We start from the raw sequence: 23,955 nt of genomic DNA, 5'->3' as shown, positions 1-23,955 counted from the left end.
GCCTGCTCCTCCGGTCAGGCCCGCTTGAGGGCGGGGGTGTCGACGGGCGCGTCCCACAGCTCCAGCAGCTGCCGGTCCGCCTTGGTGAGGGTGAGCGAGAAGCCGGCCATGTCCAGGCTGGTGACGTAGTTGCCGACCAGGCTGCGGGCCACCGTGATGCCCTGCTCGGCGAGCCGGGCGGCGACCTCGCCGTAGGTGATGTACAGCTCCAGCAGCGGGGTGCCGCCGAGGCCGTTGAGCAGGGCGATCACCTCGTCCCCCGGTGCCAGGTGGTGGTCGGCGAGGATGGTGTCGACCACCTCGGCGGCCAGCTCGCGGACCGGGCGGAGCCGTTCGCGGCGGCGGCCGGGCTCGCCGTGGATGCCGACGCCGACCTCGATCTCGTCCTCGGGCAGGTCGAACCCGGGCTTGCCGGCCGCCGGGACGGTCGCCGCGGTGAGCGCGACGGCGAAGGAGCGGGAGGCGGCGTTGACCCGCTGGCCCAGGGCGGCCACCTCGTCGAGCGGGGCGCCCCGCTCGGCCAGCGCGCCCGCGGTCTTCTCGACCAGCACGGTGGCCCCGGTGCCGCGGCGCCCGGCCGTCCAGGTGGAGTCCTCGACCGCGACGTCGTCGTCGACCAGGACGGTGCGGACCTCCAGACCCTCCTCGGCGGCGAGTTCGGCGGCCAGCTCGAAGTTCATCACGTCGCCGGTGTAGTTCTTCACGACGAGGACCACGCCGCCGCCGTTCTCCACCGCCTTCGCCGCGGCCAGCACCTGGTCCGGGACGGGGGAGGTGAAGACCTCGCCGGGGCAGGCCGCGTCCAGCATGCCGGGGCCGACGAAGCCGCCGTGCAGCGGCTCGTGGCCGGAGCCCCCGCCGGAGACCAGCGCGACCTTGGGGCCGGCCGGGCGGGCGGCCCGGGTGATCACCCGGTTGACGAGGTCCACCGCCAGCTCGGGGTGCGCCGCGGCGACTCCGGCCAGTGCGTCCTCCAGGACGCTCTCCGGGGTGTTGATCAGCTTCTTCAACGCTCTTCGCTCCCTTGGGCGTGTCCGACAGGACGCTTCGACGGGCCGTGTGCGGCGGACGCTGCTGCCCCGACGCTACGCCAGACGGGGGTGCCCGGCACGGGGTGCGACACGCAGGGTGTCGGTCACCCTCCCGGAGCAGCGGGATCCGCCGTAAGGTCGCGGGCATGAGCGGAAACGTGGGCGTCGTCCTGGTCTCGCACAGCCCCCGGCTGGCCGCCGGGCTGCGCGAGCTGCTCGCCGAACTCGCCCCGGAGGGCGTGCGCGTGGCGGTCGCGGCCGGGACGGAGGACGGCGGCCTGGGCACCAGCTACGACCTGATCGCGCGGGCCGTCGTCGAGGCCGACGGCGGGGCGGGCGTGGTCGTGCTGCCGGACCTCGGCAGTTCGGTGCTGACCGCCGTCACCGTGCTGGAGGACGAACCGCGCCCGGGGGTGCGCCTGGTGGACGCGCCGTTCGTGGAGGGCGCGGTGGCGGCCGTCGTCACCGCCTCGACCGGCGCGGCGCTGTCCGAGGTGGTCGCGGCGGCGGAGGACGCGCGGGCCTTCCGGAAGCTGTAGCGGCCCGCCGCGGGGTGGCGGCCGCCACCCCGCGGGGTGCGGTGGCCGCCCACCGGAGGCACCGGCCCGCCGCTACTTGGCGTCGGCGTAGCAGTCCACCACCGCGGTGGTGAGCGGGAACCGCACCGGGGTGTCGCCGAAGACGAGCCGACGGGCCTCGTCGGCGGCCTCGGTGACGGCGGAGACGACCTCGTCGGCGAGGTTGGCCGGGGTGTGCACGATCACCTCGTCGTGCTGGAAGAACACCAGGTGCGGCTGGTCGGCCGGGCCGGTCGCGGGCAGGTCGTGGAGCCGGCGGCGCAGCGCCGCGAGCAGGGCGAGCGCCCAGTCGGCGGCGCTGGCCTGGATGACGAAGTTGCGGGTGAAGCGGCCGCGGGCGCGGGCCGTCCGGCCGCCGGCCTCGCCGGCCGTGTCGGCCTCGGTGAGGTCGAGGAAGGCGGCCGAGGCGGGCGGGCAGACCCGGCCGAGCCGGGAGGCGACCACGCCGCCGTCCTCGCCGGTGCGGGCGGCGGCCTCGACGTAGCCCATCGCGGCGGGGTAGCGGCGGCGCAGGGTGTTCAGCAGCGGGCCGATGTCGCCGCTGGTCTGGCCGTACATGGCACCGAGCAGGCCGAGTTTGGCCTTGTCGCGGTCGCCCTGGAAGGCGTTGGCGGCGAGTGCCTCGTACAGGTCGCCGCCGGCCGCGGTGCGGGCCAGCCCGGCGTCCCGGGAGAGGGCGGCGAGGACCCGGGGCTCCAGTTGGGCGGCGTCGGCGACGACCAGCAGCCAGCCGGGGTCGGCGACGACGGCGCGCCGCAGGATGCGCGGGATCTGCAGGGCGCCGCCGCCGCGGCTGGCCCAGCGCCCGGAGACCACGCCGCCGACCACGTACTCGGGCCGGAAGCGGCCGCCGCGGGCCCAGGTGTCCTGCCAGGCCCAGCCGTGCGCGGCGTGGATCCGGGACAGCTCCTTGTACCGGATCAGCAGCGCGGCGGCCGGGTGGTCGACGCCCTTGAGCTCCCAGGAGCGGGTGGAGCCGAGCTGGACGCCCTGGTCGGCGAAGGCGCGCAGCACCTGGGTGTGCGAGTCGGGGTTGAACGGGCGCCCGCCGAGGGCCTGTTGGAGCCGGGCGCCGAGGTCGGCGAGCAGTTTCGGCTGGGTGCCCGGGACGGCCGGGCGGGGGCCGAGCAGTTCGGTGAGCAGCCGGTCGTGGACGTCGCCGCGCCAGGGCAGCCCGTCGTGGGCCATCTCGGCGGCCACCAGCGCGCCGGCCGACTCGGCGGCGACCAGCAGCCGGAACCGCTGCCGGGCGGCCGGGTCGGCGATCGCGGCGAGCCGGCGCTGCTGCTCCGCGTGGACGGCCACCACGGCGGCCAGTGGGTCGGCGCCGGGCGGCAGTTGCAGCCGGTCGGGGGCGAACAGGGTGTCCTGGCCGCCGTCGGACTCGGCGGAGCCGGGCTCGGGCAGGTCGTCCGGGACGGGCAGGCCGCGCAGCCGGGACCAGGCGGCGCCGAGCGAGCGGGGCGCGCCGAACCGGCCCTCGTGGCCGAGCAGCAGCGCCTCGGTGAGCCGCAGGTCGTGGCAGCGGGCGAGGCGAGACTCCAGCCGCGGCAGCAGCGGGGCGTAGGCGGCGTCGGTGGCGGCCCAGACCCACCGCGGGTGCCCGTCGGCCTCGCGGTCGGCGACGGCGGCGGCGAGGTCGGGGACGGCCTCGGGCGGGCCGAGCGGGGCGCCGGAGTCGTCGAGCGGCTGGAGTCGGCCGCCGGGGCCGTGCGGATCGGGGGCGAGGGCGGTCCTGGGTGCCACGGGGGTCTCCTCTCCGGCGCGCTGGTCGGGCGTGCGGGTACGGGCACGGGTGTGCGGGTCTACGGGTGCGCGACCTCGACGTTAACGGGTGGGTCGGACAACCGGGGCCGGGCCGCATAGGCAGGGTGGGTGACACGGCGTAGGGTCGGCGAAATGACCGTGAACCCGTTCTTCGAGGCCAGCACCCTGGTCTACGAGCTGCCGCCCTTCGCCGAGATCCGCGAGGAGCACTACCTGCCCGCCTACCGGCGGGGGATGGCCGAGCAGTTGGCAGAGATCGCCGCGATCACCGCCGATCCGCAGCCGCCGACCTTCGACAACACGCTGGTCGCGCTGGAGCGCTCCGGGGACGTGCTGCGCCGGGTGGACGCCGTGTTCCGCAACCAGTCGGCCTCCGACACCACCGACCTGGTCGACGCGGTGGACGCCGAGGTCAGCCCGCTGCTGGCCGCCCACCACGACGCGATCCACCTGGACCGGGCGCTGTTCGCCCGGATCGAGGAGCTGTACGGGCGCCGCGCCGAGCTGGGCCTGGACCCGGAGTCGCTGCGGCTGCTGGAGCGCCGGCACACCCGCTTCGTCCGCTCCGGCGCCCGGCTGGGCGGGGCCGAGCAGGACCGGCTGCGCGAGCTGAACGCCGAACTGGCCGCGCTCGCAACGACGTTCCAGCAGAACGTGAACGCGGCGACCAGGGCCGCCGCGCTGGTGGTGGACTCCGCCGAGGAGCTGGACGGGCTGTCCGCGGACGCGGTCGCCGCCGCCGCGGAGAACGCCCGGGTGCTGGGCCACGAGGGCCGTTTCGTGCTGAGCCTGAAGAACACCTCGGGTCAGCCCGAACTGGCCGTGCTCACGGACCGCTCGGTGCGCGAGCGGCTGCTGGCAGCCTCGGTCGGCCGGGGCGTCGAGGCGAACGGGCCGCTGGCGATCCGGATGTCCGCGCTGCGCGCCGAGCGGGCCGCGCTGCTGGGCCACCCGAGCCACGCCGCGTACGTGGTCGAGGACGAGACGGCGGGCACGGTGGAGGCGGTCTCCGGGCTGCTGGCCCGGCTGGTGGAGCCGGCGGTGGCCAACGCGCGCCGGGAGGCCGCCGAGCTGGCCAAGGTGGCGGCCGCGGACGGCGTCGAGGAGATCGCCGCGCACGACTGGGCGTACTACTCGGAGAAGGTCCGGCAGGGCGCCTACCAGGTGGACGCGGCGGCGCTGCGCCCCTACTTCGAGCTGGAGCGGGTGCTGCGGGACGGCGTGTTCCACGCGGCGCGGCTGGCGTACGGGCTGACCTTCACCGAGCGGTCGGACCTGACGGCGCACCACCCCGAGGCCCGGGTCTTCGAGGTGTTCGAGGAGGACGGCGCCCCGCTGGGCCTGTTCATCGGCGACTTCCACGCCCGGGCGTCCAAGCGCGGCGGCGCCTGGATGGACGACCTGGTGGCGCAGGCCGGCCTGACCGGCCGGCGCCCGGTGGTGCTCAACAACCTGAACATCCCGAGCCCGGCGCCGGGCGAGCCGGTGCTGCTGAGCTGGGACGAGGTGCGCACGCTCTTCCACGAGTTCGGCCACGCCCTGCACGGGCTGTTCTCGGACGTGCGCTACCCGCTGTTCTCGGGCACCTCGGTGCCCCGGGACTTCGTCGAGTTCCCCTCGCAGGTCAACGAGATGTGGATGGTCCGGCCGGAGGTGCTGGCCGCCTACGCGCGCCACCACGAGACCGGGGAGCCGCTGCCGGCCGAGCTGGTCGAGCGGATGGCGGCCGCCGAGGGCTTCGGTCAGGGCTTCCGGACGGTGGAGTACCTGGCGGCGACCCTGCTGGACTGGGCCTGGCACACCGTGCCGCAGGGCGTGGAGATCGCGGACGCCGAGGAGTTCGAGGCACGGGTGCTGGCCGAGGCCGGCATCGCGGTGCCGGCGATCCCGCCGCGCTACCGGACGGCGTACTTCCAGCACATCTTCTCCAGCGGCTACAGCGCCGGCTACTACGCCTACATCTGGTCCGAGGTGCTGGACGCCGACACCGTGCAGTGGTTCGAGGACAACGGCCGCCCGGTGCGCGAGAGCGGCGAGCTGTTCCGCCGCGAGCTGCTGGCGCGCGGCTTCAGCCGGGACCCGCTGGAGTCCTTCCGCGCGGTGGTCGGCCGGGCGCCGGAGACCGGCCCGCTGCTGGCCCGGCGGGGCCTGGCCTGACCGCCGGCCGGACGGCCCCGGTGGCGGTCAGCGCGGTGTGACCGTCACCGTCACCGGGGTGCCCGGGGAGGCGTGCGGCAGGCGGACCCGGACGGTGCCGGCCCGCCCGCCGGCCGGCTGCTCGACCTCGACGCGGGCGCCGGCGGGGGTGGCGGTGACGGCGGCGCCGTGCGGGAACGCCGCCGGGGGGAGCACGAGTTCGCTGCTGGTGCGGCTGCCGTCGGCGCGCCAGCGCAGGGTGCCGCCGGTGGTGCGCACGTCGGTGCCGGCGACGGCGGCCGGGTAGGGGCCGAAGGCGGGCTCGTCGCCGGGGGCGGGGCGGCCGGCCGGGTCGAGCGCGCAGTAGCCGCCGGTGCCGCGGCACCAGTACCACATGGTCCAGCCCTCGGCGAAGCCGTCCATGGCGGCGACCTGCCGGCGGACCAGCTCGGTGTTTCCGGGCCGGCGGGAGTCCGGCGGGCCCCACTCGCCGACCAGGACGGGCAGGCGGTGGGCGGCGGGGTAGTCGGTGATCGCCGCGGTGTAGCGCTCGACGAAGCCGCCGGACGGGTCCCAGTCGGCGCCGGACTCGACCGCGGTGTCGTAGAAGTGCGGTGCGTAGCCGAGCCTGGGCGGGCCGGGGCGCGGGTCGTCGAAGCCGGGCAGGCGGGTGGGCACGCCCTGGCCGACCAGGACGGTCGGTTCGACGAACAGCCAGGCACGGGTGTCGACCCGGCGGACGGCGGTGATCAGGCGGCGGTACATGTCGGCGAGCCGTCCCTGTTCGAGGGCGGCGGAGGCGGCGGCGAGCACCGCCGGATCGGTCGGGTCGCCGTCCACCGGGCCGAACGGCTCGTTGAACAGGTCGTAGCCCAGCAGCGAGCGGTGGCCGCGCAGTTCACGGGCGAGCCGGGTGTAGAAGTCGGCCTGCCAGGCGCGCAGGTCGGGGTCGTCGTAGAGGTGCCGGAAGGCGGCCTGGACGGCGGGCTGGAAGTAGCCGGCGAACCAGTCGTCGGGGTCGGGGGTGAAGGGCAGTCCGTCGTCCCGGGTGGCCCAGACCGGGATGCCGCGGTCGCCGCCGCCGAACTTCGGCCCGTAGACGTCCTGGTGGAAGTCGACCAGGGCGAGCAGTCCGTACCGGTCGGCCCAGCCGAGGAGCCGGTCCAGGCGGCGCAGCTCGCCCGGGTCGAGGCGGCCGCGGGTGGGCTCCAACCGCGTCCAGGAGACCGCGACCCGGATCAGCGTGAAGCCCTGGGCGGCGACGTCGCGCACGTCGGCCTCGGTGGCCTCGGCGTACTTGTCCAGGTTGAAGCCGCGCAGCTGGAGCCGGCGGCCCCGGGAGTCGGTGAGCGAGGTGCGGCCGTCGGGGCCGGTCGCCGTCCCGACGGGGTGGCGCGCCGGCGTGCCGAGGGACGGGCCGCCGAGGGACCGGTCGCCGAGGGCCGGGGTGGCGTGGGCCGGGGTGGTGGTGAGGACGGCGGTGGCGGCGAGCAGCAGGGCGGCGGCGGTGCGGCGCAGGCGCATCGGGGACCTCGCACGGCGGGGGGCTGGGGGCCCGATGATGCCCGGGGCGGCGCGCGCCGCACAAGGGTCGTGCGCGCATCGGTCGTGCCGCGGAAGGGGCTTGCGCGGTGCGGGAGTTCAGTCGGTGTCCGGCGCGGCCGGCTCGGCGGGGGCGGCCGGCAGGACGGCGGTGGGCAGGTCGGCGGCGGCGGCGAGGCGGCCCCAGAGCAGGTCGGCGAGGGCCTGCACCATGCGGGTGCGGCTGCAGGGTCTGGTCTCCAGCCACCAGTCGCCGGCGGCCAGCACCATGCCGGTGATGCCGCGCCCCCAGGCCTCGGCGAGCAGGTCGCGGTCGGCGCCGAGGTCGACCTGGTTCTGCACGGCGCGGGTGATCTCCTCGGCGATCTGCCGCAGCGCGGGGGCGAGGGCGTTGCCGGCGCCGCTCGGGTCGCCGGGTTCGGGGTGGGTGAGCAGCCGGTAGACCTGCGGGCGGGCCTCGATGCCGGCCAGGTAGGTGTCCAGGACGTGTTCGACGCGGTCGCGGCGTTCGAGCGGTTCGGCGAGGGCGGCCCGGACGGCGGCGAGCAGTCCGCCGGTGTGGCGTTCGGTCAGGGCCCGGATCAGGCCGTTCCGGTCGCCGAAGTGGCGGTAGAGGATCGGCTTGGTGATGCCGGCCTCGGCGGCGATGGCGTTCATGCTGGCGCTCGGCCCCTCGCGCTGGACGACCCGGTCGGCGGCGTTGAGCAGTTGCTCGCGGCGGGGCTCTCGGGACATGCGCTGCTCCTCGGGTTGGGGTCGGCCTGGGCGTTGACACCGGTTACCAATCAGTAGCAGACTCCGACGATGTTACCCCAGGTAACACCCCGGTCGGCCGCACCCCTTCTTCGGAGGCAAGCACCATGAGCAGCACGTTCTCACTGGACCCGGGCGCGGACCAGCTCGCCGTACGCGACTGGCTGCACGGCTTCGCCGCCGACGTCATCCGACCCGCCGCGGCCGAGTGGGACGAGCGCGAGGAGACCCCCTGGCCGGTCATCCAGGAGGCCGCCAAGCTGGGCATCTACTCCCTGGACTTCTACGCCCAGCAGTACTTCGACCCCTCCGGCGTCGGCATCCCGATCGCCATGGAGGAGCTCTTCTGGGGCGACGCCGGCATCGGGCTCTCCATCGTCGGTACCACCCTCGCCGCCGTCGCGGTGCTCGCGAACGGCACCGACGAGCAGATCGGCACCTGGACCCCGCAGATGTTCGGCACCCCGGACGACCTCAAGGTCGCCGCGTTCTGCTCCTCCGAGCCGGACGCCGGCTCGGACGTCTCGGCGCTGCGCACCCGGGCGGTGTACGACGAGGCCAAGGACGAGTGGGTGCTGAACGGCACCAAGACCTGGGCCACCAACGGCGGGATCGCCGCCGTCCACGTCGTGGTCGCCACCGTCGACCCGGCGCTCGGCGCCAAGGGGCAGGCCTCCTTCGTCGTCCCGCCGGGCACCCCGGGACTGAGCCAGGGCCAGAAGTTCAAGAAGCACGGCATCCGCGCCTCGCACACCGCCGAGGTCGTGCTGGACGGCGTCCGGGTGCCGGGCGGCTGCCTGCTCGGCGGCAAGGAGAAGCTGGACGAGCGGCTGGCCCGGGCCCGCGAGGGCGTCAAGCGCTCCGGCGCCCGGGGCAACGCGGCGATGGCCACCTTCGAGGCCTCCCGCCCGGCCGTCGGCGCGCAGGCGATCGGCATCGCCCGGGCCGCGTACGAGGTGGCGCTGGACTACGCGAGGACCCGCGAGCAGTTCGGCCGCCCGATCATCGACAACCAGGGCGTGGCCTTCCAGCTCGCCGACATGAGGACCCGCATCGACGCCGCCCGCATGCTGGTGTGGCGGGCCTCCTGGATGGCGGCGACCAACCAGCCGTTCACCGCGGCGGAGGGCTCGATGTCCAAGCTGTACGCGGGCGAGACGGCCAAGTGGGTCACCGCGCAGGCGATGCAGATCCTCGGCGGCAACGGCTTCACCCGGGAGTACCCGGTGGAGCGGATGCACCGGGACAGCGCGATCTACTCGATCTTCGAGGGGACCAGCGAGATCCAGCGCCTGGTCATCGCCCGGGCGATCTCCGGGATGCCGATCCGCTGATCCCGGCGGACGGGGTGGGCGCGCCCCGGGGAGTGTCAGACAAGCCCTAGCGGGCGGCCCAGAAGGTGAGCCCCGCGGTGAGCGCGCCGACCACCGCGCCGACGATCGTCTGCGCGGTGGTGTGGTCCCGCAGCACCACCCGGGACCACCCGATCAGCACCACCAGCGGGTAGAGCAGCAGCCACAGCGGGCCGAGTCCGATCCCGAGGCAGACCACCGCGCCGCTGGCGACCGCGGTGTGCACGGAGACCTTCCACCAGACGGTGATCACCAGGATCGGGACCAGCGAGGCGAACATCGCCAGCACCACCGCGGTCAGGTCGGCCGGGGCGTCCAGCCACAGCATCACCGCGAAGCTGGTCAGCACCGAGCCCATGATGAACGGGATGACGGTCAGCCGGCGCTGCCGGTGGCCGACGTGGCGGTCCTCCAGGGTGCCCCTGCGGATGCCGCGCCGGATGAACATCGTCGGGATGACGGCCGCGAACAGCGCCGCGAAGGCCGCCCAGGCGAGGCCCGTCCAGCCGTGGCGGACGCCGCCGAGCAGCGGGAGCATCGCGATGATCACGTTCTTCGGCTCGACGCCGTCCGTGATCCGGCGGGCCCACACCGTGCGGCTGGCGGGGGCGGTCATGGCCTCGGTCATGGGGGTGCGGCTCCGGGCGGTGGCGGGGGCTGGTCGACGGCACGGGGCCGGTCGGACGATCGTACGGGGCCCGGGCGCCGCGCTCCCGGACCGCCCCCGGCCTCCCCGGACCCCCGGGGCGGGCACGGCCCCCTCAGAAGCGGGGCGGACGGCCCTCCAGGAACGCGGCGAGCCCCTCGTGCACGTCGGAGGCCTCCCGGGAGCGGCGCTCCCACGGTGCCAGGGCCTGCGCCGCCTGCTCCGGCGGGACGGCCAGCGCGGCCTTGACGGCGCCGATGGTCTGCGGCGAGCGGCGGGTCAGCAGCCGGGCGAACGCCAGCGCGTTCTCGTCCAACTGGTCGGCCGGCAGCACCCGGTCGGCCAGACCGATCACCGCGGTGCGCGGGCCCTGCACCAACTCGCCGGAGAACAGCAGGTACTTGGCCCGGGAGGGGCCGACCAGCCGGGCCAGCCGCAGGGTCGGCACCGCCGGGTAGACCACCCCGAGCTTGGCCGGGGTGATGCCCATCCGGGCGTCGTCCGCGACGAACCGCAGGTCGCAGGCGACGGCCAGCTGGCAGCCGCCGCCGACGCAGGCGCCGTGCACCACCGCGATCGTCGGGTGCGGGAAGGCGGCCAGCGCCTCCTCGGCGGCGACGTTGACCGCGTGGTACCGGTCGGCGCTGTCCGGGTCGCCGTAGACCCCGGCGAGCTCGTCGATGTCCGCGCCGGCGCTGAACGTCCCGTCCGCGCCGGTGACCAGCAGGACGCGCACGCCCGGCTGCCCGGCGATCCGGGCCAGCACGTCGGGCAGCGCCTGCCAGATGGCCAGTGTGACGGCGTTGCGGCGGTGCGGTCGGGCGAACTCCAGCACGGCGACGCCGTCCTCACCGACGTGGGCGCGCAGGCCGTCGACGTGCGTGGGCAGCGGGGTGCGGTCCCGGGTGAGCAGCGGCTGGTCCATGCGTACCTCCGGAGGGTCGTGGTGCGCACACCCTCTCAGGGCGCCGCCGTGCAGTAGCCGCCGAGGCCCCGTTCGACCAGCGCGTAGGCGCGGCGGGCCCGGTCGAGGGCGGCGGGCAGGGCGTCCGCGGCGCGCGCGCCGGTCAGCATCAGCCGCTGGTTCGCGGTGGTCAGCGTCAGCCTGGTGGCGATCAGCTGGGCCGCGGCGATCTGCGCGGTCAGCTCGTCGTGGGCCGGGTCCTGGGCGAGCAGTTCGGCGGTGAGCAGGTCCCGCGCCTGGTGGGAGAAGACGGCCGTGGCGCGCATCGCGAGCGCCGGGGTGCGGTGGATCAGCCGGACCACGTCCAGCACCACCTGGTCGTCGTTGAGGCCGGTGGCGGGGTCGAGCTGCTCGAGCGCGGCCAGGTACTGGTCGCGCAGCGCCACCACGGCGGAGCTGCCCGGGGCGCGTTCGCGCACCACCCGGGCGGGCTCGTCCAGGTGCTGCTCCATGGGGGCCATGACCAGGTCTTCCTTGGTCGGGAAGTAGTTGAAGACGGTCATCTTGGAGACGTCGGAGGCGGCCGCGATCTCGGCCACCGAGACCTGGTCGAAGTCCCGGGCGGCGAACAGCCCGACGGCGGTGCGCCAGATCCGGATGCCGGTCTGGATCTTCTTGCGCTCGCGCAGCGGGAGCGTGTCGAGGTCCTGGTCGGAGCCGAGGCCGAAGTCGGTGCGTGTCGCCATGGCATGACTGTACCAGGATCAAAGATGTTCCGGGATGAAAATTGTGTTCGGATGAAGAATTGACCCGGTATAAAAATGCTGCCATGGTGAGGGCACGCCGCCGGCCGCACCGGTCCGGCCGGAACTCCACCGACCCAGGGGGGCTCGAACCATGGCGCGCACCGCCGCACCGACACCGGAACCGACCGCACCGACCCCGACGGCACAGGCCGCACAGGCCGCGACGGCACAGGCCGCACCGACCGCCGCGCCACCGGCCCTGATGACCCCGGCCCGGCGGAACCTGGGCATGCTCATCTGCCTGGTCACGATCGTGCTGGCCGTCCTCGACATGAACATCGTGTCCGCGGCCACCGTGCCGATCGTCCGGGACCTCGACCCCGTCCACGGCGTCGACCGACTGCCCTGGCTGGTCAGCTCCTTCGCCCTGGCCGCGACCGCCCTCCTGCCGCTCTACGGCAAGCTCTGCGACCTGTACGGCGCCAAGCGCGTGCTGCTCGGGGCCGTCGGCACCTTCCTGCTCGGCTCGGCGCTGTGCGGCGCCGCGCAGTCGATGACCGAGCTGATCGCGTTCCGGGCCCTCCAGGGCGTCGGCGGCGGTGGACTGATGAGCGTCACCATGGTGGTCATCGCCCACCTCAAGGACCCGGCCGAGCGCTCCGCCGGCAAGGGCGGTGCGATGGGAGGGATCGTCGGGGGGCTCGGGATGGCGGTCGGCCCGCTGGTCGGCGCGCTGTTCACCGACCACCTCGGCTGGCGCTGGGTCTTCTACGTCAACCTGCCGCTCGGCCTGCTCGTCCTGGTCGGCGCCGCCCTGGTCATCAAGCTGCCGCCGGCGGCCGGGCGCCGCGGCCTGGACTTCGCCGGAGCGGCCCTCGCCGCCGCCTTCGCCACCGGGCTGCTGCTGGTCACCGAGTGGGGCGGCAAGGACTACGCCTGGACGTCCCCGCAGATCCTCGGCCTGGCCGCCGCCACCCTGGCCGCGCTCGGCCTCTTCCTGTGGCGCCAGGCCACCGCGGCCGAGCCGGTGCTGCCGCTGTCGCTGTTCCGGATCCCCGAGGTGCGGCTCGGCTTCGCCATCCAGGGACTGCTCGGGATGGGCATGACCGGCTCCATCGTCTACGTGATGCTCTACCTGCAGATCGCCCGCGGCATCGCGCCGACCTCCGCCAGCCTGTACCTGATCCCGATGGCGGCCGGGATGACCGCGGTCGGCGTGCTGGTCGGCCGGCTGGCCGCCCGCGGCCACGCGCACCGCACCTTCCTGGTGGTCGGCGGCGGCTGCGCGACGCTCGCCCTGGCGCTGCTCGGCCTCAGCGGGCCGGCCACCGGCCTGTGGGCGGTGTGCGCCGAACTCGCGCTGCTGGGCTGCGGCCTGGGCCAGCTGGTCGGCCAGCTGATCACGGTCGTGCAGGAGGCCGCGCCCCGGCACCAGCTCGGCGTCGCGACCACCGGGATCCGCTTCTTCCAGACGCTCGGCAGTGCGCTCGGCGCGGCGCTGTTCGGCACCGTGCTGGCCCGGGCCTTCGCGGCGGGCGAGCCCGGCCGGCCGCTCGGTTCGCTCCGGACGCTCACCGGTGCGGCCCGCGAGCACGCGCTGCGCAGCTTCACGGACGCCGTCGACGTGGTGTTCCTGTCGGCGGGCGGGGTGATGGCGCTGGTCCTGGTGCTCGCGCTGCGGCTGCCGGCGGCCGAGCCGGAGCCGGTCGGGGCGGCGGAGGCGGCGGAGCAGGCCCTGGCGGCCTGAGCGCGCCGGTCGGGGTGCGCCGGACGGGGTGCGGTGAGCCGGGGGGAGGGGCGGTGCCGGGGCCCGGTGGACGAGGAGTCCACCGGGCCCCGCCGCGTTCGGGGCCGGGCCGGGCCCGCGCCCGGGCGGCGGTCCACTCCGTGGCCGGACGGGCCGGGGCCCGCCGCCGGTCTCAGGCCCGGGCCGCCCACTCCGAGGCCAGCAGCGACCAGATCTCCATGTCGCGGCGGACACCCCGGTACAGCGACTGCTCGCGCAGCACGCCGTCCAGCGTCATGCCGAGCCGCTGGGCGGCGGCCCGGCTGCGGGTGTTGTCCGTGCTGGTCCACCACTCGGCGCGGTGCAGGCCGCGGGTGACGAAGGCGTAGTCGAGCAGCCGGCGGACGGCGGCGGTGACCAGGCCGTGCCCCTCGCCGGCGGGCTCGGTCCAGACGCCGATCTCGCAGTTGCCGGTCTCGGTGTCGAAGGCCACGAACATCACGCCGCCGACCAGCGTGCCGTCCAGCCAGATGCCGTAGATCCGGCCGTGGTCGGCGGCTTGCTGGTCGGCGTAGCGCTGCAGGGTGGCGCGGGCGGAGGCCGGGTCGGTGGAGCGGGTGGCCCACGGGATCCACGGGTCGGTGTGGGCCCGCGCGCGGTCGACGTGGGTCAGGAACTCGGCCGCCTGCCACGGCTCCAGCGGGCGCAGTTCGGCGTTCTCGGCGAGCGGTACGGCAAACATGGGCGGGCCTTTCACGGGATGCGCGGTGTGCTGGGAACGATACATAACAAACGTTTGGTATGTACGATGGCCGGCATGACGCCCGCCCGTGGAGACCACGACGCCCGCCGCCTGGAGGTCTCCGAGGGGGTGTGGCGGGTGCTCTCCACGCGCGGCTTCGAAGGCCTGACCCTGCGCGCGGTGGCCGCCGAACTGGGCGCCTCCACCGGCTTGTTGACGCACTACTTCCCGAACAAGCGGGCCCTGCTGAGCCACGCCCTGGAGGAGCTCGACCGGCGTTCCGGCTCCCGGCCCCGGCGCACCGCCCCCGTCGACGGCACCCCGCCGCCGCCCGCCGGCCTGCCCCGGCTGCGGGCCGCCCTGCTGGACGTCCTGCCGCTGGACGCGGCGGCCGCGGCCGGCAACCGGATCTGGGTCGGCTCCTGGGACGTCGCGCTGGCCGATCCGGAGCTCGCTGCGGCGCACGCCGGCCGCTACGCCCGCTCGCGGGAGGCCCTCGCGGTGCACGTGGTGGACGCCCAGCGGCGCGGGGAGCTCCCGGCGGGCTCCGACGCCGTCGCCGTGGCGACCGCCGCGCAGGCCTTCGTGCTCGGACTGGTGGTGCAGGCGCTGTTCGCCCCGGGGGAGTTCCCGGCCGAGCGGCAGACCGCCCTGCTGGACGCCTACCTGGCCGGGCTGGCCGGCCCGGCCGCGGGTGGCACCGGGGGCTGAGGGGGCGTCGGGGGTCGAGGACACCGGTCCGGGCGCGCGGGCGGCCGGGATCCGTCCGCCGCGAGAGCCTCCGGGAGAGCCCCCGGCGACGCTCTCCGGGTGCGGTCCGGGCGCGGTCCGGCGGTGCCGGAAATGCACCCCGACGCGCTTTTTCGGAGCGGCCATGACACGCATGGTCACGACATATGCGCGGTGGGTGGTCGGAAATCGGCGGTGGACGCGCGGATTTCCCGCCGGGCGCCGGCCGGGCAATGCCGCGGCCGGCAATGCGGGCGCCGGCCCGGCGGCCTGCGGGAATGGCAGGGCGTGGTGCCCCCAGCAGGATTCGAACCTGCGACCTACCGCTTAGAAGGCGGGTGCTCTATCCGCTGAGCTATGGGGGCGGGACGGACCGTGCCCGGGTGGGCGGGACCGTGGCCGGGTTCGGGCGACGTGCGCCGGGGCGCGCGGGTCCGGCCCCGTGCCTGAGGGTGGGGGTGGGGGTTGGGTGGGTCCTCGCCCTGCCGGGGACAGGATAAGGGTGCCCAGTTCCTCGGCCGGGTGTGACGACACCGCCGTTGGTGTGTCGGTTCGGTGGAGCGGTCCGATAATCGCAGGTGAAGCCCGTGTGTGCAGCGGTCTGGCAGACTTCCGCGCCGGACGTTGTGCAGTCGTTACGGGGCTGCCGCCCCACCCGTTATGGATTTGACACGGAGAATGTGCCGCCTCCGGTGCGGGTGGGGGCCGACATTCGGCTTCCTCCGGTCGGATGACGTGCGCGGACGGTCGGGCGCGGGGCGTTCCGGAGGCCGCGGGTGGGGGCGGCGAGCAGCCGGTTTGTTGTCATGGCCGCGATGAGTCGGGGGCGAAGCGCTGCCGAAAGGCCGAAATTCACCCCTGCGGGTGACATCAGTTTTCCACAGGCGCGAGTTGTCCACAGGATTTCGGAACTCCCTCGCGGAGATTTCCCTCCTGGCGCACTCTCAAAGCGCGCCGGTCGATTCCGTACGGTGCATCGGCGAGAACGGAGAGTGTGCCGTGAGCGAGGCGTACGTGACGGTGACGGGCAATGTCGCGACGGAGGTGAGCTACGGCGAAACGGGCGCCGGGGTGCCGATGGCGAACTTCCGGCTGGGCTGCACCGAGCGCCGCTACGACCGGGAGCGCGCGTGCTGGGTCGACGGCGAGACGCAGTGGCTGACGGTGACGGCCTGGCGGGCGCTGGCGGTGAACCTGATCGGCTCGCTGGCCAAGGGGGATCCGGTGCTGGTGAGCGGCCGGTTGAGGGTCCGCGAGTGGGGGGAGGGGGAGGCGCGGCGGACCAGGGCGGAGATCGACGCCCGATCGGTCGGACACGACCTCACCCGCGGTACCTCGGCGTTCCGTTGGGCCTCGGGTGCGCGCGGGCAGCCCCCGGCCGGTGCGGAGCCGGCCGGGGCGGCGGTCCGGGGAGGGGGCGTGCCGGGGTGGATCGCGGACGCACTGGAGGCGCGGAAGGCCTCGGTGGCGGCCCCGGCGCCGGGCCCGCCGGATTCGGCACCCCCTGTGCGGGCAGTGACGGGAACGCAGGTGCTGGTGTCCGAGGGGGAGCCGGAGGGTGGCGGTCAGGGGTCGCCGATCTGACCGGTCGGCGACCTGGACTGTCGACAAATATGTTGATCGAGACTGTTGTTGCGCCCGTACGCGCAATCTCGTCCGGATAACAGAAAGTGGCGAAGAGATTCTGGCTGATCGTCAGCTTGTGTGGAAACTGGGAGGGTTGATAACGATACAGATACGGAATCGTCCTGATTTCGCATGGGGGTTTCGGGGCCTGCGGGGCTCAATAGGATTCGTCTGGTTCATACCCGCAGCGGGCGCCACAGGGGGCGCCCCGCGGCAGGCAAGTCGGCGGGCTGCCGATCGGTGCGGCCCGGCCCGGAGGGATCCCAGATGTTCCAGAGGCAGACGCGGAGTCTCCCCCGCATAACCACTGTCATGCTCGCGACCAGCCTTGCGCTGGGTGGAGGCCTGTTCGCAGCCGGTACGGCGGCCGCGGCCGACACCCCGGGGTCGGGCGTGACCGCGGTGGTGCAGAACACCATGCTCGGCGAGAAGATCGACGTCGAGGGCGAGGGCACCGTCGACGGCGGCCTGTTCACGCTCAAGACCGCCGACGGTGAGCTGCAGACCTACTGCATCGACTTCGGCTTCCCGGTGGACATCTCCAAGAAGATCAAGTACCAGGAGTCGGACTGGGCCTCCAGCTCGCTCGGTGACAAGAACAAGGTCGAGGCGGCCGCCAAGATCCGCTGGATCCTGGAGAACTCCTACCCGCAGGTCAAGGACCTCGGGGCGCTCGCCAAGGCCGCCGGCGCGGGCAACCTGAGCCCGGAGGACGCCGCCGCGGGCACCCAGGCCGCGATCTGGAAGTTCTCGGACAACAAGAACGCCGTCCCGCGCAGCGCCGACGCCAAGAAGCTCCGCGACTACCTGACCGGTGCCGCCAACAAGGGCATCGCCGCCGAGCCCAAGCCCTCGCTGACCCTCAGCCCGGACTCGGTGTCCGGCAAGTCCGGCGCGAAGCTCGGCCCGTTCACCCTCAACTCCAGCGCCTCCGAGGTGAAGCTGGCCGTCAGCGGCGACTCCGCCGACAAGGTCAAGCTGCTGGACAAGGACAACAAGCCGGTCGGCGCCACCGTGACCGGCCCGATCGCCAAGGACACCCAGCTGTTCCTGGACGTGCCGGCCGGCACCCCGGACGGCTCGGTGACCGTGAACGCCAGCGCCTCCACCGTGGTGCCCAGCGGCCGCGTCTTCCTCAGCAAGGGGTACACCCGCGAGGAGCACAGCCAGACCATGATCCTGGCCGGCTCCAGCAAGCTCAACGTCGCCGACGCGGCCAAGGCCACCTGGAAGCAGGGCAAGGGCGCGCTGGTCGACAGCACCGCCAAGGTCGAGTGCGCCAACAACGGCGTGCGCGTCTCCGTCTCCAACGGTGGTGACGAGGCCGGCACCGTCACGGTCGGCAAGCAGCAGCTGACCGTCCAGCCGGGCAAGACCGAGAGCGTTCTCGTCCCGGTCGCCGAGAAGACGGCCTACAACATCACCGTCTCCGGCCCGAACGGCTACAGCCGCCAGTTCCAGGGCGTCCTGGACTGCAAGACCGGCACCGGCCCGACCCCGACCTCGGGTCCGTCGACCCCGGGCACCTCGGCCACGCCGACCACCCCGGGCACCACCGGCACCCCGAGCCCGGCCGGCACCCCGTCCGCCAGCGCCAGCACCCCGGCCGCCGGCCACCCGTCCCCCGCCTCCACCAGCCCGGCCCCGGGCACCGGTGGCCTGGCCCAGACCGGTGCCAATGACTCGACCCCGATCCTCGCCGCCGTCGCCGGTGGCCTGGTCGTGGCCGGTGGCGCCGCGGTCTTCGTCCTGCGCCGCCGCGGCCGCCACGGTCGCAACACCGCCTGACCCGCTCCGCGGGCCCGGAGGCACTGACCTCCTGAGGCCCTGAGGCGACACCCGGCCCGGCTCCCCGCACCCGCTGCGGGGGGCCGGGCCTTCGCCGTCACGGGCCCGATCCGGATACCCCGGTGGGGTCACCCGGCCGTTCGGGCCTCCCGGCCGGGTGCGGCACAATGGAACGCTGCAAGCCGAATACTCCCGACGACGCCGGAGCGATCTCACGTGGCGGAATACATCTACACGATGCGCAAGGTGCGCAAGGCTCACGGAGACAAGGTCATCCTTGACGACGTGACGCTCAGCTTCCTCCCCGGAGCGAAGATCGGCGTCGTGGGCCCCAACGGCGCCGGTAAGTCCACGGTGCTGAAGATGATGGCCGGCCTGGAGCAGCCCTCCAACGGCGACGCCTTCCTCTCGCCCGGCTTCACCGTCGGCATGCTCCTCCAGGAGCCGCCGCTGGACGAGTCCAAGACCGTCCTGGAGAACGTCGAGGACGGCGTCAAGGAGATCAAGGGGAAGCTCAACCGCTTCAACGAGATCGCCGAGCTGATGGCCACCGACTACTCGGACGCGCTGCTCGACGAGATGGGCAAGCTCCAGGAGGACCTGGACCACGCCGAGGCCTGGGACCTGGACGCCCAGCTGGAGCAGGCCATGGACGCCCTGGGCTGCCCGCCCGGCGACTGGCCGGTCACCAAGCTCTCCGGTGGCGAGAAGCGCCGCGTCGCGCTCTGCAAGCTGCTGCTGGAGGCGCCCGACCTGCTGCTGCTCGACGAGCCCACCAACCACCTGGACGCCGAGTCGGTGAACTGGCTGGAGCAGCACCTGGAGAAGTACAAGGGCACCGTCGTCGCCGTCACCCACGACCGGTACTTCCTGGACAACGTCGCCGAGTGGATCCTCGAGCTCGACCGCGGCCGCGCCTACCCGTACGAGGGCAACTACTCCACCTACCTGGAGACGAAGCAGTCGCGTCTCAAGGTCGAGGGGCAGAAGGACGCCAAGCGCGCCAAGCGCCTCAAGGAGGAGCTGGAGTGGGTCCGCTCCAACGCCAAGGGCCGCCAGGCGAAGTCCAAGGCCCGTCTGGCCCGCTACGAGGAGATGGCGGCCGAGGCGGACAAGATGCGGAAGCTGGACTTCGAGGAGATCCAGATCCCGCCGGGCCCGCGTCTGGGCAGCGTCGTCATCGAGGTCGAGAACCTCAACAAGGCCTTCGGTGAGAAGGTCCTGATCGACGACCTCAGCTTCACCCTGCCGCGCAACGGCATCGTCGGCATCATCGGCCCGAACGGCGCCGGCAAGACCACGCTGTTCAAGATGCTGCAGGACCTGGAGACCCCGGACTCCGGCAAGGTCAAGGTCGGCGAGACGGTCAAGATCAGCTACGTCGACCAGTCGCGCGCCAACATCGACCCGAAGAAGACCCTCTGGGAGGTCGTCTCCGACGGTCTGGACTGGATCAACGTCGGCCAGGTCGAGATGCCGTCCCGCGCCTACGTGTCGGCCTTCGGCTTCAAGGGCCCGGACCAGCAGAAGCCGGCCGGCGTGCTGTCCGGTGGTGAGCGCAACCGCCTGAACCTGGCGCTCACCCTCAAGCAGGGCGGCAACCTGCTGCTCCTCGACGAGCCCACCAACGACCTGGACGTCGAGACGCTCTCCTCGCTGGAGAACGCGCTGCTGGAGTTCCCCGGCTGCGCCGTGGTCATCTCCCACGACCGCTGGTTCCTGGACCGGGTGGCCACCCACATCCTCGCCTACGAGGGCGAGAGCAAGTGGTTCTGGTTCGAGGGCAACTTCGAGTCGTACGAGAAGAACAAGATCGAGCGGCTCGGCGCCGACGCCGCCCGCCCGCACCGGGCCACGTACAAGAAGCTGACCCGCGGCTGACACCCAGCCGTCACGGCGGTCCGGCAGACTGCCCCGCGAGGGGCGGTCCGCCGGACCGCGGCCCCGCCGCCGCCACCCGGCGGCGGGCGACCGGACGTCGAGGAGAACACCTGTGGCCCGCCACATCTACGCCTGCCCGCTGCGCTGGTCCGACATGGACGCCTTCGGACACGTCAACAACGTGGTCTTCCTGCGCTACCTGGAGGAGGCCCGGATCGACTTCATGTTCACCCAGGCCGCCGAGGCCGGCGCCGGGGAGTTCGCGGGCGGCTCGGTGGTGGCCCGCCACGAGATCGACTACAAGCGTCCGCTGGTGCACCGGCCGGAGCCGGTCACCGTGGAGACCAGGGTGACCCACATCGGCGGCGCCTCGCTGACGGTGTCCTACGAGATCAAGGACGTCGCCGCGGACGGCACCGAGACGGTGTACGTCCGGGCCTCCACGGTGGTCGTCCCCTACGACCTGGCCGAGGGCCGGCCGCGCCGGATCTCGCCCGTGGAGCGGGCGTTCCTGTCGCGCTTCATGGACGAACCCGCTCTGGACGAGAAGGCGGGCGTGGCCGCGGCCGCCGCCTGAGCACCGACCCCTACCGATTCGAGCTGACCAGCGTTGACCATCACCGCCCGTCTCGCCCTCACCGATGCCGGCGGGGCCGCCGACCTCGCCGCCTTCCTGCAGCGGCTGCTGCGCTTCGACCGGGCGGCCGCCGTCCGGTTGCAGGCCGTGGCCCCGGCCGCGGAGGACGGGGTGCTGGCGGTGTTCGGGCGGCTGCCGCTGGGCGGTTCGGGCGCGCTCGCGATCCGCACCTCCCGGCTGACCGGGCTGGGCGAGCCGGTCGACCTGACCGTCTCGGCCGGCCGGCTGCTGGACGGCGTGGACGACGGGGCGGGCACCGTCGCGCTGCCGGCGCCGGTGACCGGCCCGGCCTGGGCGGGGCTGTTGCCGCCGCGCACCGGCTGGCGCCCGGTCGGGTCGCCGCCGGCCGCCGAGGTGTACCCCGAACTGATGGCCGGGGTGCGGGAGTTCCGCGAGCGCAGTGAGGCCGTCCCGGAGCACCACCGCAGCCGTGCGGTGCTGGACGCGCTGGCCGACGAGATCTGGTCGCGCCCGGTCGGCGCGCTGCCGGAGCTGCCGCTGCGCGCGGTGCACGCGGCGCACGTGATCGGCTTCCTGAAGCCCGGTTCGCCGCTCACCGTGCACCGGGCGGGCGGCTGGCTGCGGTTGAGCGCGCCGGCCGGCTCGGTGGCGGTGCGGACGGCGGCCGCGCCCGGCGCGGGCCTGGGGCTGAGCCCGCTCCGCTAGGGCTCGTCCGACAAGCCCCAGCCGCGCGGGGCCGCCGCTGCGGCGCGGGCCGGAAGGGCCGGATCCGGCCGGATCAGCCCGGGGTGTTGATCATCGAGGCGGCGGCGTAGGTGAGGTAGTCCCAGAGCTGCTGCTCGTCCTCGGCCGGCAGGGCCAGCTCGTCCACCCCGGCCCGCATGTGCTTCAACCAGGCGTCGTGCGCGGCGCGGTCGACCTTGAACGGCACGTGCCGCATCCGCAGCCGCGGGTGGCCGCGCTGCTCGCCGTAGGTGCGGGGGCCGCCCCAGTACTGCATCAGGAAGAGGGTCAGTCGCTCCTCGGCCGGGCCGAGGTCCTCCTCGGGGTACATCGGCCGGAGCAACTCGTCCTCGGCGACGCCCTGGTAGAACCGGTGGACCAGCCGCCGGAAGGTCGGCTCTCCGCCGACCCGCTCGAAGAAGGTCTCCTCGCTCAACGTGCCTCGCCCGATCTCTGTCACCCGACCATGGTCGCAGACGCCGGCGGGGCCGTACACCGGGACCATCGGCGTACGACCCCGTGCGGCGGGCTCATCCGGACGCGGTGGCTACGCGTCCTCCCACTTGAACAGCTTCCAGGCGACGCCGGTCAGCACCGCCGCGAAGGCCAGCAGCCCGCCCATGGTGGGCAGGGCGTCCATGACGCCGCCGCCGCGGGTGAGCACCGACTGGGCGGAGGTGACCAGGTAGTGCAGCGGCATCACCTTGGAGATGGTCTGCAGCCAGCCCGGCGCGCCGTCCAGCGGGAAGAACGAGCCGGACAGGAAGGACATCGGCAGGACGATGACCTGGGAGATGCCGTTGGCGGCCTCCTCGGTCTTGGCGACCGAACCGGCCAGCAGCCCGATCGACATGAAGGCGAGGGTCGCGCAGGCCACCAGCGGGATGACCAGCCACCAGTCACCGGTGAGCTTGAGCCCGAAGAAGCCCGTGGCGACCACCAGGAAGACGGCGCTCTGCAGGAGCGCCGTCAGCAGCGAGACCACGATCCGGGAGCTGACGACGGTGCCGGCGCTGATCGGGGCCAGCCGCAGGCGGCGCAGCACCTTGGTCTTGCGCCAGTTGACCAGGGTCAGGGCGGCGCCGAAGACCGCGCCGGTGGCGACGGCCCAGCCGAGCAGGCCGGGGGTGAGGAACTGGATCGGCTTGAGCGACTTGTCCTCGACCTGCTGGGCGTCCAGCACGTAGGCCGGGGGCTTTCCGGTGGCGGCCTGGTTGGCGCTCTGGACCACGGAGTCGAGGATGCCCCGGAGGGCGCCGGCCCGGACGGCGTCGGCGGCGCTGTACCGCAGCTCGACCCTGCCGTCGGGCCCCTGCTCGATCATCGCGTCGAAGTCGCCCTTGCGGACCTTCTCCAGGGTGCCGGCCTCGTCGTCGGTCCGGGTGATGGTGAGGACCGCGTTCAGCCCGGTGCGGGCGTCGCCCTGCATCGAGTCGAACAGCTGGACCGCCCCGACCTGCGCGACCTTGGCGTGCGGGCTGCCGGTGCCCTTGCTGACGGTGCCGAAGAAGACCAGGAACACCAGCGGGAAGAGCAGGATGAAGAAGGTCGCGGTGCGGTCGCGCTTCATGCCGAGCAGCATGGCGCGGGACAGGCTCCAGAACGCGCTGACGCGCTCCCGGCCGGCGCCCGCCTCGCCGGTCGGACCGCCGCGCTGGGCGGGCACCTTGGTGCCGGTGGACGTGCTGGCGGTCATGCCCGGTACTCCCGTCCGGTCAGCTGGAGGAAGACGTCCTCCAGGGTGGCGCCGCGCACCTCGAGGCCGCGCAGCGCGTTCTGCTCGGCCAGGACGCTCAGGACCGGGGCCGGGAGGCGGGTGGAGACGGCCAGCGTGACGGTGTCGTCGTCCAGGGCGGCGATCTCGGCGCCGGCCGCGGTGAGCAGTTCGCGGGCCCGGTCGGCGGTGAGCTGGCCGGAGGCGACGCTGATCCGGACGGTGTCGTCGATCTCGCGGATCAGCGCGGCGGGGGCGCCGGTGTGCAGGATCTTCCCGTGGTCCATGATCGAGACCCGGTCGCAGAGGACCTCGGCCTCGTCCAGGTAGTGGGTGGTCAGCACGACCGTGCGGCCCTCGGAGTTGATGTCCCGCAGGAGGTCCCAGAGGTTGCGCCGGGCCTGCGGGTCGAGGCCGGTGGTGGGCTCGTCCAGGAAGACGAGCTCCGGGTCGTGGGCCAGGGCGCAGGCGATCGACAGGCGCTGGGCCTGGCCGCCCGACATCTTCTCGGTGAGGGTCTCCGCCTTGTCGGCCAGACCGACCCGCTCCAGCATCGCGTCGGCCCGTCGGGGGCCGACCCCGTAGAACGAGGCGAAGGTGCGGATGGTCTCCCGGGCCGTCAGTTTCCGGAAGAAGGCGGAGGCCTGGAACTGCACGCCGATGCGCGGCAGCAGTTGCGGGTTGCGCGGCCAGGGTGCCATCCCCAGCAGCTCGACCCGGCCCTCGTCCGGTTCGCGGACTCCTTCCAGGATCTCCATGGTGGTGGTCTTCCCGGCGCCGTTGGGCCCCAGGATCCCGTAGAACTCGCCGGCCTCGACGGTGAGGGACACCCCGTCGACGGCCTGCACATCCCCGTACCGCTGACGGATTCCGTCGGCGGATATAGCTGCAGTCATGTGCCCAGAGCGTAGGGGCATCCGGTGGGGCTGTGCAGGCGTGGCGCAAGTGATTTGAAGATCATTTTGCCGAGGCC

The 23,955-nt window shown here is 73.7% G+C and carries 21 protein-coding genes and 1 tRNA gene; 10 read left to right on the top strand and 12 right to left on the bottom strand.

The features are described 5' to 3' along the window. Window positions 1–14: 14 nt before the first annotated feature. Window positions 15–1,010, bottom strand: coding sequence for a dihydroxyacetone kinase subunit DhaK (dhaK, locus tag AB0N04_RS20485; RefSeq protein ID WP_360217042.1), 996 nt, complete (start codon window positions 1,008–1,010; stop codon window positions 15–17). A gap of 167 nt (window positions 1,011–1,177) precedes the next feature. On the opposite strand from dhaK, the gene dhaM reads away from it, so the two are divergent. Then, window positions 1,178–1,570 carry a dihydroxyacetone kinase phosphoryl donor subunit DhaM gene (gene dhaM, locus AB0N04_RS20480; RefSeq protein WP_360217039.1) on the top strand — a complete coding sequence of 131 codons (393 nt, stop codon included), beginning with the start codon at window positions 1,178–1,180 and terminating at the stop codon, window positions 1,568–1,570. Between the two features lie 72 nt (window positions 1,571–1,642). Here the strand turns inward: dhaM and AB0N04_RS20475 are convergent, their stop codons facing one another. Next, window positions 1,643–3,355, bottom strand: coding sequence for a bifunctional 3'-5' exonuclease/DNA polymerase (locus AB0N04_RS20475; protein ID WP_360217036.1), 1,713 nt, complete (start codon window positions 3,353–3,355; stop codon window positions 1,643–1,645). A gap of 153 nt (window positions 3,356–3,508) precedes the next feature. Between AB0N04_RS20475 and AB0N04_RS20470 the strand changes: the two genes are divergently transcribed. Next, the gene (locus AB0N04_RS20470) at window positions 3,509–5,533 is read left to right on the top strand and encodes a M3 family metallopeptidase (protein WP_360217033.1); all 2,025 of its coding nucleotides are present in this window, start codon (window positions 3,509–3,511) and stop codon (window positions 5,531–5,533) included. Between the two features lie 27 nt (window positions 5,534–5,560). Here AB0N04_RS20470 and AB0N04_RS20465 read toward each other — a convergent pair whose 3' ends face one another. Beyond that, window positions 5,561–7,036, bottom strand: coding sequence for a cellulase family glycosylhydrolase (locus tag AB0N04_RS20465; protein ID WP_360217030.1), 1,476 nt, complete (start codon window positions 7,034–7,036; stop codon window positions 5,561–5,563). Between the two features lie 117 nt (window positions 7,037–7,153). Continuing rightward, window positions 7,154–7,789 carry a TetR family transcriptional regulator gene (locus AB0N04_RS20460; protein WP_360217027.1) on the bottom strand — a complete coding sequence of 212 codons (636 nt, stop codon included), beginning with the start codon at window positions 7,787–7,789 and terminating at the stop codon, window positions 7,154–7,156. Window positions 7,790–7,914: 125 nt separating this feature from the next. On the opposite strand from AB0N04_RS20460, the gene AB0N04_RS20455 reads away from it, so the two are divergent. Then, window positions 7,915–9,141 (top strand): acyl-CoA dehydrogenase family protein, encoded by a 1,227-nt coding sequence (locus tag AB0N04_RS20455; protein WP_360217024.1) that lies wholly within the window; start codon window positions 7,915–7,917, stop codon window positions 9,139–9,141. Window positions 9,142–9,187: 46 nt separating this feature from the next. Here the strand turns inward: AB0N04_RS20455 and AB0N04_RS20450 are convergent, their stop codons facing one another. The 3 genes from AB0N04_RS20450 to AB0N04_RS20440 all read right to left on the bottom strand — a co-directional run bounded on the left by AB0N04_RS20450 (window position 9,188) and on the right by AB0N04_RS20440 (window position 11,455). Next, window positions 9,188–9,787, bottom strand: a complete 600-nt coding sequence (locus AB0N04_RS20450; protein WP_360217021.1) for a hypothetical protein — start codon at window positions 9,785–9,787, stop codon at window positions 9,188–9,190. A gap of 133 nt (window positions 9,788–9,920) precedes the next feature. Next, window positions 9,921–10,730 carry an enoyl-CoA hydratase/isomerase family protein gene (locus tag AB0N04_RS20445; RefSeq protein WP_360217018.1) on the bottom strand — a complete coding sequence of 270 codons (810 nt, stop codon included), beginning with the start codon at window positions 10,728–10,730 and terminating at the stop codon, window positions 9,921–9,923. Window positions 10,731–10,765: 35 nt separating this feature from the next. Further along, window positions 10,766–11,455 carry a helix-turn-helix domain-containing protein gene (locus AB0N04_RS20440; protein ID WP_360217015.1) on the bottom strand — a complete coding sequence of 230 codons (690 nt, stop codon included), beginning with the start codon at window positions 11,453–11,455 and terminating at the stop codon, window positions 10,766–10,768. A gap of 262 nt (window positions 11,456–11,717) precedes the next feature. Here AB0N04_RS20440 and AB0N04_RS20435 point away from each other — a divergent pair, with 262 nt between their 5' ends. After that, window positions 11,718–13,202, top strand: a complete 1,485-nt coding sequence (locus AB0N04_RS20435) for an MFS transporter (protein WP_360217060.1) — start codon at window positions 11,718–11,720, stop codon at window positions 13,200–13,202. 172 nt (window positions 13,203–13,374) lie between these two features. Here the strand turns inward: AB0N04_RS20435 and AB0N04_RS20430 are convergent, their stop codons facing one another. Then, window positions 13,375–13,923, bottom strand: a complete 549-nt coding sequence (locus AB0N04_RS20430; protein WP_360217012.1) for a GNAT family protein — start codon at window positions 13,921–13,923, stop codon at window positions 13,375–13,377. 75 nt (window positions 13,924–13,998) lie between these two features. On the opposite strand from AB0N04_RS20430, the gene AB0N04_RS20425 reads away from it, so the two are divergent. Then, a complete protein-coding gene (locus AB0N04_RS20425) occupies window positions 13,999–14,634 on the top strand; it encodes a TetR/AcrR family transcriptional regulator (protein WP_360217009.1) in 636 nt (211 codons plus the stop codon). 307 nt (window positions 14,635–14,941) lie between these two features. Here the strand turns inward: AB0N04_RS20425 and AB0N04_RS20420 are convergent. Beyond that, window positions 14,942–15,017 (bottom strand) — tRNA-Arg (locus tag AB0N04_RS20420). Between the two features lie 634 nt (window positions 15,018–15,651). Between AB0N04_RS20420 and AB0N04_RS20415 the strand changes: the two genes are divergently transcribed. From AB0N04_RS20415 to AB0N04_RS20395, 5 genes are all read left to right on the top strand, one after another. Beyond that, the gene (locus tag AB0N04_RS20415; RefSeq protein ID WP_360217006.1) at window positions 15,652–16,236 is read left to right on the top strand and encodes a single-stranded DNA-binding protein; all 585 of its coding nucleotides are present in this window, start codon (window positions 15,652–15,654) and stop codon (window positions 16,234–16,236) included. A 354-nt stretch (window positions 16,237–16,590) separates the two neighbouring features. Beyond that, complete coding sequence (locus AB0N04_RS20410) at window positions 16,591–18,066, top strand: Cys-Gln thioester bond-forming surface protein (protein WP_360217003.1); 1,476 nt, start codon at window positions 16,591–16,593, stop codon at window positions 18,064–18,066. Between the two features lie 216 nt (window positions 18,067–18,282). Next, window positions 18,283–19,947: an energy-dependent translational throttle protein EttA gene (gene ettA / locus AB0N04_RS20405; protein ID WP_078881697.1), complete on the top strand. Its 1,665-nt coding sequence runs from the start codon at window positions 18,283–18,285 to the stop codon at window positions 19,945–19,947. A 112-nt stretch (window positions 19,948–20,059) separates the two neighbouring features. After that, on the top strand, window positions 20,060–20,524 hold the full coding sequence (locus AB0N04_RS20400) for a thioesterase family protein (RefSeq protein WP_360217000.1): 465 nt from the start codon (window positions 20,060–20,062) through the stop codon (window positions 20,522–20,524). Between the two features lie 33 nt (window positions 20,525–20,557). Next, window positions 20,558–21,250: a hypothetical protein gene (locus tag AB0N04_RS20395; RefSeq protein WP_360216997.1), complete on the top strand. Its 693-nt coding sequence runs from the start codon at window positions 20,558–20,560 to the stop codon at window positions 21,248–21,250. 73 nt (window positions 21,251–21,323) lie between these two features. Here AB0N04_RS20395 and AB0N04_RS20390 read toward each other — a convergent pair whose 3' ends face one another. Genes AB0N04_RS20390 through AB0N04_RS20380 form a run of 3 tightly spaced genes read right to left on the bottom strand, consistent with a single transcriptional unit; the run spans window position 21,324 to window position 23,878 of the window. Then, window positions 21,324–21,773 (bottom strand): globin, encoded by a 450-nt coding sequence (locus tag AB0N04_RS20390; protein WP_360216994.1) that lies wholly within the window; start codon window positions 21,771–21,773, stop codon window positions 21,324–21,326. A 42-nt stretch (window positions 21,774–21,815) separates the two neighbouring features. Continuing rightward, complete coding sequence (locus tag AB0N04_RS20385) at window positions 21,816–22,964, bottom strand: ABC transporter permease (protein ID WP_360216991.1); 1,149 nt, start codon at window positions 22,962–22,964, stop codon at window positions 21,816–21,818. Beyond that, window positions 22,961–23,878, bottom strand: a complete 918-nt coding sequence (locus AB0N04_RS20380) for an ABC transporter ATP-binding protein (protein WP_360216988.1) — start codon at window positions 23,876–23,878, stop codon at window positions 22,961–22,963. Before AB0N04_RS20380 ends, AB0N04_RS20385 begins: the two co-directional genes overlap by 4 nt. Between the last annotated feature and the right edge of the window lie 77 nt (window positions 23,879–23,955).

It is taken from the genome of Kitasatospora sp. NPDC051702, from assembly GCF_040681575.1.
In the GTDB taxonomy this organism is placed as follows: domain Bacteria; phylum Actinomycetota; class Actinomycetes; order Streptomycetales; family Streptomycetaceae; genus Kitasatospora.
This window is presented reverse-complemented; position numbering and strand designations above follow the sequence as displayed.